The organism is Allocoleopsis sp. (assembly GCF_036703385.1).
GTDB lineage: Bacteria > Cyanobacteriota > Cyanobacteriia > Cyanobacteriales > Coleofasciculaceae > Allocoleopsis.
In genome coordinates this window covers 1-8210 of the sequence record NZ_DATNPA010000055.1, presented here as the reverse complement: position 1 = coordinate 8210, position 8210 = coordinate 1, and the positions used below count along the sequence as shown (strand labels likewise).

The 8210-nt window shown below is 45.4% G+C and carries 12 protein-coding genes; 2 read left to right on the top strand and 10 right to left on the bottom strand.

Annotated elements, in window-relative coordinates:
- The coding region (locus V6C93_RS03040; RefSeq protein ID WP_333475171.1) for a hypothetical protein at nucleotides 1–192 on the top strand (192 nt) is incomplete at its 5' end.
- A gap of 82 nt (nucleotides 193–274) precedes the next feature.
- Here V6C93_RS03040 and V6C93_RS03035 read toward each other — a convergent pair.
- Complete coding sequence (locus V6C93_RS03035) at nucleotides 275–754, bottom strand: alpha/beta hydrolase (RefSeq protein ID WP_333475170.1); 480 nt, start codon at nucleotides 752–754, stop codon at nucleotides 275–277.
- A gap of 107 nt (nucleotides 755–861) precedes the next feature.
- Between V6C93_RS03035 and V6C93_RS03030 the strand changes: the two genes are divergently transcribed.
- Nucleotides 862–1020, top strand: coding sequence for a hypothetical protein (locus tag V6C93_RS03030; RefSeq protein WP_333475169.1), 159 nt, complete (start codon nucleotides 862–864; stop codon nucleotides 1018–1020).
- 13 nt (nucleotides 1021–1033) lie between these two features.
- Here the strand turns inward: V6C93_RS03030 and V6C93_RS03025 are convergent, their stop codons facing one another.
- The 9 genes from V6C93_RS03025 to V6C93_RS02985 form a co-directional block, all read right to left on the bottom strand.
- Nucleotides 1034–2251 carry a hypothetical protein gene (locus tag V6C93_RS03025; protein ID WP_333475168.1) on the bottom strand — a complete coding sequence of 406 codons (1218 nt, stop codon included), beginning with the start codon at nucleotides 2249–2251 and terminating at the stop codon, nucleotides 1034–1036.
- Between the two features lie 101 nt (nucleotides 2252–2352).
- Nucleotides 2353–2916 (bottom strand): ester cyclase, encoded by a 564-nt coding sequence (locus tag V6C93_RS03020; protein ID WP_333475167.1) that lies wholly within the window; start codon nucleotides 2914–2916, stop codon nucleotides 2353–2355.
- 73 nt (nucleotides 2917–2989) lie between these two features.
- The gene (locus V6C93_RS03015; RefSeq protein ID WP_333475166.1) at nucleotides 2990–3220 is read right to left on the bottom strand and encodes a hypothetical protein; all 231 of its coding nucleotides are present in this window, start codon (nucleotides 3218–3220) and stop codon (nucleotides 2990–2992) included.
- The gene (locus V6C93_RS03010; protein ID WP_333475165.1) at nucleotides 3217–3645 is read right to left on the bottom strand and encodes a hypothetical protein; all 429 of its coding nucleotides are present in this window, start codon (nucleotides 3643–3645) and stop codon (nucleotides 3217–3219) included. Before V6C93_RS03010 ends, V6C93_RS03015 begins: the two co-directional genes overlap by 4 nt.
- 488 nt (nucleotides 3646–4133) lie before the next feature.
- The gene (locus V6C93_RS03005; protein ID WP_333475164.1) at nucleotides 4134–4490 is read right to left on the bottom strand and encodes a hypothetical protein; all 357 of its coding nucleotides are present in this window, start codon (nucleotides 4488–4490) and stop codon (nucleotides 4134–4136) included.
- Nucleotides 4491–4537: 47 nt separating this feature from the next.
- On the bottom strand, nucleotides 4538–4819 hold the full coding sequence (locus tag V6C93_RS03000; RefSeq protein WP_333475163.1) for a hypothetical protein: 282 nt from the start codon (nucleotides 4817–4819) through the stop codon (nucleotides 4538–4540).
- 153 nt (nucleotides 4820–4972) lie between these two features.
- Nucleotides 4973–5476, bottom strand: coding sequence for an ester cyclase (locus V6C93_RS02995; protein WP_333475162.1), 504 nt, complete (start codon nucleotides 5474–5476; stop codon nucleotides 4973–4975).
- A gap of 150 nt (nucleotides 5477–5626) precedes the next feature.
- The gene (locus tag V6C93_RS02990; protein ID WP_333475161.1) at nucleotides 5627–6274 is read right to left on the bottom strand and encodes an FkbM family methyltransferase; all 648 of its coding nucleotides are present in this window, start codon (nucleotides 6272–6274) and stop codon (nucleotides 5627–5629) included.
- Between the two features lie 563 nt (nucleotides 6275–6837).
- Nucleotides 6838–7977, bottom strand: coding sequence for a T3SS effector HopA1 family protein (locus tag V6C93_RS02985; RefSeq protein ID WP_349262604.1), 1140 nt, complete (start codon nucleotides 7975–7977; stop codon nucleotides 6838–6840).
- Nucleotides 7978–8210: the final 233 nt, after the last annotated feature.

The following is an 8210-nucleotide window of genomic DNA, read 5'->3' as shown; positions in this document are numbered from 1 at the left end:
ACGTCGAGGACAATACCGGTGAGCGCCACGATGAGCATCGACCAGGCGAACCAGCGTCCAAAGCGCACGTGTGATTTGCTGCCCCCTCGCGCTGTAATGGCAACAATCGCCGCGATCGGTGCGATCGCCCCCGCGAGGATGTGGAGGAAAAGTATCGTCAAGAAGACGTTGTTTGCCAAGACGCTTCCGTAGCTGACGGGCTTGTGAAGTAAGAACGTTGATTCCACGGCTCATTCCTATGCAAGACTGCACACAGCTTACAAATAAGGCATTACTATCTGACCATTTCATCGACAAGTTGATCCGTTGCGATCGTGCGCGAGGCGTTCATGTCACTCGCAGTTTCGGGTTTGATGTTCTGAGTATTATCGTTTGATTCTCTCTGTAGCTTTTCGAGGAATGCTTGAGTGTCGGGTGAGAAGGTATCTCTGGCGCTCTCTCCATCATTGAGGACAGGGGCAGCGAAGAAGATGAGCCGTCGAATGCGATCGCTAATCGCTTCAGCAACTTTCGGAATAATTGTTCCACCGAAACTATGCCCTAATAGGATGATATCGGTTAAGTCTTTGTCAACGATGTAATCAACAATCGATTGTGTGCATTGAGCATGGTTGACGTTTTTGTTCACACCTTTCCCATGTCTAGCAATTGTGGGCGCAAAAGCCTGATGACCTTTCGCTTCTAAATGTTGGATGACCGCTTTCCAGGCAGAGCCATCGTGCCATGCACCGTGAACCAAGACAAATACTGACATGACATTGAAATCTCCTTTACTGTCTGCAATAGATTTACTTCGTTTTTGTGGCAGCAGAGGGTAAGGTTCCGGGCGAGCCCAAAATCTCGTCGCCAATTTCGGCAGAAATGCGATCAAACATCACCATATCGGGTGTTTCCGTCTTCTCCTGCGTCCCCACTGCTGCAATCAGCCGAGCAAAGGCACTAGGCGCAGTAACCGATCAATCCACGCGCAGGACAATCGGCGATGATGGCAACGACATGGGGTGTACCAACTGGAATTAGAATGTAGGCATCTCTAGTCAGTAACAAGGGTGACCCACTTAGCCAATTCGGAATCTGATGCTGCATCAACCGTGATATTGTCTGGTACGGCTACCTTAATCGCCGTGTAATAGGGGCGTCTGTGATTCCCTTCAAAATTTCCATTGTCTTTGCGAGGGTGATCGTCAGGCGCATATCCCGCAAAGTAAAGGTGCCAGTTGCTCTGTTTGCCCTTGTTATGCGGCATATCATTTTTGTCTTCAACAATGGAAGGAACTCCAGGCGCGATCACTTTTCCAGCAACATAATTTGGCCAATTCGGTTTTTGCGACTGGAGCAGGTATTTGACTTCAGGTTTCGTGTTGCCCCAGACGCCATCAGGATCGGGTGCGAGGATTTTCCGATAAGAGCCAGATCGAGGCAGAAATGTATCAGACCAGGCAATTCCTAGCTTGTAGTTTGTTTTGTTATAGGCACCGACTGAGTACGCCATCGCGTACTTACCATTGATCTTGGTAATATTGCCAGTCTCCACCAGCTTGAAGTCGGCTCCATTCTCAAAGTACAGCTCCGAATTTAGCGAATCGTTGCCTTCGTTAGGTCTCAGTAGGGTGACAGGCCGTTCGTTCGCGAGTTCGGTAGGGGATTGCATCAACTGAGCGACGATGCCGTCACGGGCTGGCTCCTTTGGCGCAGAAAGCCGTTTGCTATAGATCAGATACAGTTTGCCATCATCCTCGAAATACTTACCGTTGTAGTTGGCATCTTGATTGGTCGCGAATGATCCGACTAGCAGCTTGTCCGCTTTCCAGGCAGTCGGGACAGGCTGCGAGGGATTGATCGGCGTCGCATGTGCAATCACAGTCCAAGCATGATCTCGCTTGGCGTTGGCGTCCGTATTTGCCGCTTGAGACTCCACTTTCACCGCCAGAACCATGTCCCATTCGCCGTGTCGGTTCTGATACGGGTGGATAGCCGCAATGGATGCGATTTTCGTATTTGCCTCATGCGCTTGCTGCTTTAGAGCGTCATAGTTGACCTCGATCTCCGTCTTCTGAAAACACTCTGGGCGGAGCGCCCCTGAACAGCTCAGTAGGCTCTGAGTTGTCCCCGAAAATGTCAGAGGCACAGAATCCTGAAGCTTGGGTGCGAAGTGAATCGGGTATGGATCTGAAAAGTAGCCTTCGTGCTTGTTGACTTTCGTCATTGGCTTGATCGCAATTTGTCGCAAGTCTATCTGCTCAATGTTCATTGTTTTCTCCTCTTATCGTTGAAAAATTCTGGAGAGAGCGTACTGATTTGTTCATTGCGCTAGTTTTACTGCTCAGTCACAGTGATGGTGGGGAAATTGCGCTAATGGGCACGACGAATCAATGCATTAGAGGGCAAATTGGGATTGAGCAGCTTCTGGGCACTGGCAGCACCTACAACGGGTAAAGTCGCCGCATCAATCAGCCCCAGTTGCACCAGCACAGACGCTTGATCCCAATAAATGTGTTCGTGTGCCACCTTTCCGTCACGGAATCGAATAATCGCAACGAATGGAACTTCAACCTGTTTACCCGTTGGTGCTACACCCGGTAACATCCAGTCCATCCAAACCGTGTGCGTGAACTTAAACACAAATTCATCCACTAGCTGTTCGGTGTCGATCGTGCGGGAGACAGGGATGATTTCTGTATCGGGCGGCGTCTTTGGAATGAAATGCTTGGCATAAAACTCGCGCACCTCTTCTAATCCCACGCCTCCAGTCATTACCGGAATATCGTTGACGTAGGCGTCGGGAACCATTGTGGCAATGGCGGCATCAGCATCATGCTGGACAAACTCGCTTGCCATATGTTCTTCCCAGAGCGCTTGTAAAGCCTCTTGTGCGGGAGTCAGTCTTGTTTGTGTTGAGTTAGCTTCAATGCTCATAATGAACTCCTTGGTTTGGGTGCGATCGCGCTTCTTGTGGGAGGCACGATCGCAGCTTACAGAGAATTACTGACTACGAAATAGCGATCGCTTTGCCATCTGTAATCTTGACTTTTGTGTTATCGAACTTCGTCAGCGTGAAAGATGCCTTGCCGTTGAGATCTTCGTTATAGGTAAGGCTTTGTTCCTGGAGTAAATCAATCGCGATCGCCTCACCCAGCAAAAGCGATTCTGTGTAGTCAGAGCGCCAGTGAACACCCGCACCATTTCGAGCGATCGCAATATTGCCAGCGAGTTTATTCAATTCACCGGGTCTACTTCTCCCAAATTTTTCTTCGGATCTGGATCGCGATAATGCTTGCGCGGCAATCCTTTGGTAAAGTTGGCGATGAAGTTGGGCTGTCCATCCGCGCCCAGATAATCCATTTCTTCGCCATTATTCTGTTGTTCAGGAAGAGGTCGCTGAAACGCGATTAAGGCAGCTTCTCCACGGGTTTTGAGAGCAGCAAGGCGACGACGCTGAGCCGGATCACTCCCTTGCTGTTCTTGTGGCATTTGACCATCAAAAAGTTGTTTGAATTGCTCACTAATGTCCATTCTGGTTTGGGATACCATGATCAATTCCTCGTTAATGACAACAATTGCGATGTTGGGTAGCGATCGCTTCTGACATGAAATGAGATCGCCATTCACCTGCTGTAAATTGAGCAGAATTAGATTTGGAGCCAATTATTTAACCTGACGGGCGAATCAATGGTGAACTGCCTTCAGCTTAGAAATTTAATCTCAGTCCAACCTCTGAAGAACGTCTTGGGTTTCGCTTCAACGAATAGTCGAACTTGACTAAGACTTTCGTTGATAGTTAAATCAATACACTGAATTCTGATTTAGGCTATGCTACAGCACAGCTATATCTTCGGCATCGAGTTCGACCGGAACGCCACTCCGAATCAGTTAACAGAGTCTTATGCATCAGGTAAAACTCCGGGTGGAGCCAGAATTTCGTCGCCAATCTCGGCACAGAGCGGTCGTTGTGTGATCGGTAATGATACTAAAGCAGGTGCCGAAGAACCAAAGAGGTTGTGTCATGAGACTACTCTGATTAATCATGAGATCGTGCTGTAGAGCGATTGCTCAGAGCTAATTTCGTGTTGTAAAGATGCGACCGTTCAATGGCATATCCTAGAACACTACTCTTATTTATTTCACCTAGGTCTTTATTCGGTTGTACACTGAATGCTTGACACTTGGTTATCGAACTCTGGTTGGAGATTTGCAAGACCAGTTGTTCCTTTGAATTCTATTGATCGTCCTTTGAATTTAGCATCGGTGTACAGGATACATTTTCTCCCTCTGGGAATGTTGATTGAGGAAATTTTGTCGTTAAAGCTACGAGGAACAGTGTTACTGTTAGTGTTGCATACTGAAAACGACGCGCCATGATTATCTCTTTCTTTGTAGAACCTTGCACAGGGTGCGGCAAAGGCGGTCTGCCCAAGACCGAACGTGGATAAAAAAGAAAAAGCAGAAATGGCTAAGGTCGTGGTAATAGCGATCGCAGCGGTAGATTTCATAGCTTTCATTCCTTGTGTGTTTTCATCTTGATGTTGTAAAGTTTTTCCTAAGTAAAGACATCCAAGCCCGGTTGACTACTACTCGTCAACGTTGCAGAAACTAATCGTGAGAACGCCCCATCAGCCGCATAGTGAGCAGCAAGATACTGCAATTGATGGTCTGCTGTTCGTTGACCTACTGCAAGCTGAATCGGTTGATCCATATCAACATTGTTAGCAAACATGGCAATCATGTTGCTGGGAAAAGCAATGATCTGGTGATGATCTTTGATGTTGTCAAAAGAGAGTTGAATCTCTGCTTCGGGTGAAATGCTGAGCCCAGAAGTCATGGCGCGTTGCTTGCCAATCCAATCTCCTGAAATTTCTGAGGACTCTAAGTTCAGCAATTGTTCAGAGAAACTTTCCAAATGTTCTCGAATCTGGGTAATGTGACTCAGATGACCATTCTCTCCATAACAGTTCTCTTCTGAAAAACGTCTTATTCAGATGTAAGCGATCGGCTGAAGTGCAGCTTGCGGTAACTTGGCTAACCCAATTCCCGTTCGCACATCGGCTTCGCCGCGCATCTGGCGCAGCAGTATTTCGTTGTCGAAATAGATGCGTTCGGCGACCAATTTATCCACGTTCTCACCCGTGCAAAAAAAATAAAAGGCTGCCAGTTCCACGCACACCGAGTTTCCTCTAGCGGGAACGCCACAATATTCGCCCTGGTGTGTTCCTGTAATCGTCACTTCTCGGATCGAGCATCCTAGTGTGTCATATTCCCCCGTCACTAGTACCTGGAAATCTGGCACAGCCGCCGTAAATACTTGGTAAAAGTTTTTGACACCAGAGAAACCCTGAAATCGTGTGGCAAACGGCGCGACATCGTAGTAAGCCTCCTCTTTCTGGATGAAGGTATCGTAAACGGCGAACCAATCCTTAATGTTTTCTGCTTGGATGTGTTCAGCTATGGTGGCACGTTGAAGTTGGATGATGTCTTGCATTATTTAATTCTCCTAGTTCAAACTATTCCAGATTTAATGAGTCCTAATACTTGATTTCTTTCAAAATCTAACACTTATTACCTCTATATAAAACCCAATTGAATTCAGAAGCCAGCTTTATATTCCGATCCTGACTAGATGCAATGTCTTCTATTGTTTGAGATAAAAAGCATCTCCCCAAGTTCCTCCTTCCCAATTAGTTTCAACTCGGTAAAAATTAAAATTCTTCAAGAAACTGTCTAAGTGTTCAACTCGAACACAATTAGAATAGAGTTCGTCTCGATTTACCTCCGTGAGAATCCCAGATATGTTTGTGAGGGTTTGGCGACTGCCTTTCAAAACTTCTAGTTCATAGCCTTGAACGTCTATAGTGAGGAAATTATAGTTCTCTTTTTCAAACAAAAAATCGTCAAGTTTGACCATCTCAACGATTTCTTCTTGGTCAAAAACAATCTGAGGATATTGTTCTAAATGTCTCTGGGGTTTTAAGATGGAGGATGACATGCCATTATTGGCACTTTCAACATACATTTTAACTTTCTTGTTTTCATTGCCCAAGGCGAGTTGAAACAGTTTTGCTTTCTCGCCCACATGAGTTTTAAGAATTTCAAAGTTCTGTCTGAGCGGCTCAAAGAAAATTAGGTTATCTATGCCTAATTTTTGGTAAATTTCATATTCTTGTCCATAATGAGCGCCAACATGAATCAAACCCTTAATTTTTACCGGGTATTTCTGAACGAGGTCCTCCAAGTCAAGGGAAAGATTTTTAGCTCCTACCGGACCAACATTACCAAACATTTTTGACACTTCCTCTTTCTAACTAACTTCATATCTTCAAAAATCGCGTTCACCTAGTGGCGTTATCTCGATGCTTTCCAAGCGATGCTGCTGCCTCCACTTAGACCCTTCGCTATAGCCTCTCCGATAGTAAAGAAAGATACTGAGTAACCCGTGTTGTAGGGGAGGAAGGCACTTAAGGGAGCCATTTCTCCAACCTATACAGTAGAGCTTGTATAAGAACCCCATTCGTTGAGTATGCATGGCGCAACTCCAATTGCTTACATCTGAGTGTGTACTGTGATTTGGTGAATAGACCTATCTTGAAAGTCTACTTTCGTCCTTTCCCAAAATAAACTTATCCAGTTTGACGCATTAGGCTTAGCAAAGCCGTTTTTAGTTTGCCTTTTTCAGAATTTCTTTACTAGAAAAGATCGGGGAGTTAAGAGGCAACTTAAGGTTTTGAAGTTAACCAAATCCACGAAACGCTCATCCTGTACTTTTTTCAAGTCACAAGAACATCTCAGCACTAGTAGTGGCTAACTTCCTTAAAATCAAGAAATTTTCCTTATCTCCTCTATCTTCTATAAAATACAGCGCTGAGGTTTTCGCAGATCTAACCCAGTATAGGTGTCTTGTGAGTTGGCATTGAGGTAAGGCTTGCTATAGTCAATTCCTTGTTGAGAAAACTGTTGCAAGATAGATTCCATTCGACTTTCTGGGGAATCCTCCCCTTTTTGCCAAGCGTCTAGCAAACCATTGGCGACAATTTGGCAGCGATTCATCCCAAAGCTTTCTTTAGCGGCAAATTTGCAATCGGGTTCTTCTGCTAAAGCAAGTCCTGGTGCCAGGAACTTGGTGAACAAGGGAACTTCCTGGTAGAAATGCGAGTAGTTTTCTGCGTAAACCTTTTCAACAACTTGCCGGACTACTTCATAGTTGCTGCGCTCAAAATAAAGAACCGCCGAATCGTAGCGTCCATAGCTAGATGGGTTGTATAGAGCCTTAAAAGTGAAGGGAATTCCTACTTTGTTCAATTGCCGTGTGATAGCACTCATAATAGCGATCGCACCTTCAGGACTCAAATTAAAGTAGATTCGCACTTTACGAACGTTTAAATTGCTGCTATTTTCCGAACCCGCATTACCAACCGCCACATAGAATCCGTTTTGAACTAGGTTACGGGGCATTCGGATGGCAACTGATTCACCGACAGTAGCAGTAGCTTGAGTGGGTTGGAGATGGCTTGTGCGCTCAATATGCAGGATTAAACTCCCCTTTTTCACGGCTAGACTACCATCACATTCTTGCCTCAGTACAAACCAGCCTGAGTCAAAGTAGCCTTCACCACAATTACTGTCGTGCAAGCGTTTGTAGAATTCCAGGTTTACTCCCAGGTAGGTGTTGTTCTCCAGATTTTGATAAACTGCTAAGTCAACCAAATTATCACCTGATGCAAGAACAGCTCGCAAGGAGCCGTTGTAATAGATGCCGTAGAGGAAACTCCGCAATTGCAGACTCAGATACTTATCCTGAATATCTAAAGGCATTTGCTTAAAGCGTTCTACTACCTGACGCGAAAATTCCAAGGGTTTATAATCTGGATGACTAATACAAAATTCAGACTCAATTTGAACGTTGTTCGCAATGTTTTGAAAGGTATCCAGTAATTGATCGGTTGAATCGGCTGGTAGTTGACGTAGAGGAGGATTTAAGAGTTGCATCTTAGGATAGCCCCAACTAAAACCATTTAAAACAAGAATGATTGAGGTCATTCGGTTTTGGATTTTGAAAGCTTTGCCTGTAGATAATTTCAGAGATTAAAAAGCAGCAAGTTTACAACCAAATGGCATAAGCCGTATAAAACTACAACCTACTGCTTGACAGCTATTCCAGTTAATGCAGATTCTGCCGTACCAAAGACAATCGACATTGATTGTTCTGGACGGCAGAGCAG

Excerpts from the sequence above, each read along its gene's own strand:
- V6C93_RS03005 (WP_333475164.1), bottom strand. The coding sequence starts at position 4,490 with ATGAAATCTACCGCTGCGATCGCTATTACCACGACCTTAGCCATTTCT.
- V6C93_RS03025 (WP_333475168.1), bottom strand. The coding sequence starts at position 2,251 with ATGAACATTGAGCAGATAGACTTGCGACAAATTGCGATCAAGCCAATG.
- V6C93_RS02995 (WP_333475162.1), bottom strand. The coding sequence starts at position 5,476 with ATGCAAGACATCATCCAACTTCAACGTGCCACCATAGCTGAACACATC.
- V6C93_RS03020 (WP_333475167.1), bottom strand. The coding sequence starts at position 2,916 with ATGAGCATTGAAGCTAACTCAACACAAACAAGACTGACTCCCGCACAA.
- V6C93_RS03030 (WP_333475169.1), top strand. The coding sequence starts at position 862 with ATGCGATCAAACATCACCATATCGGGTGTTTCCGTCTTCTCCTGCGTC.
- V6C93_RS03000 (WP_333475163.1), bottom strand. The coding sequence starts at position 4,819 with ATGACTTCTGGGCTCAGCATTTCACCCGAAGCAGAGATTCAACTCTCT.
- V6C93_RS02990 (WP_333475161.1), bottom strand. The coding sequence starts at position 6,274 with ATGTTTGGTAATGTTGGTCCGGTAGGAGCTAAAAATCTTTCCCTTGAC.
- V6C93_RS03035 (WP_333475170.1), bottom strand. The coding sequence starts at position 754 with ATGTCAGTATTTGTCTTGGTTCACGGTGCATGGCACGATGGCTCTGCC.
- V6C93_RS02985 (WP_349262604.1), bottom strand. The coding sequence starts at position 7,977 with ATGCAACTCTTAAATCCTCCTCTACGTCAACTACCAGCCGATTCAACC.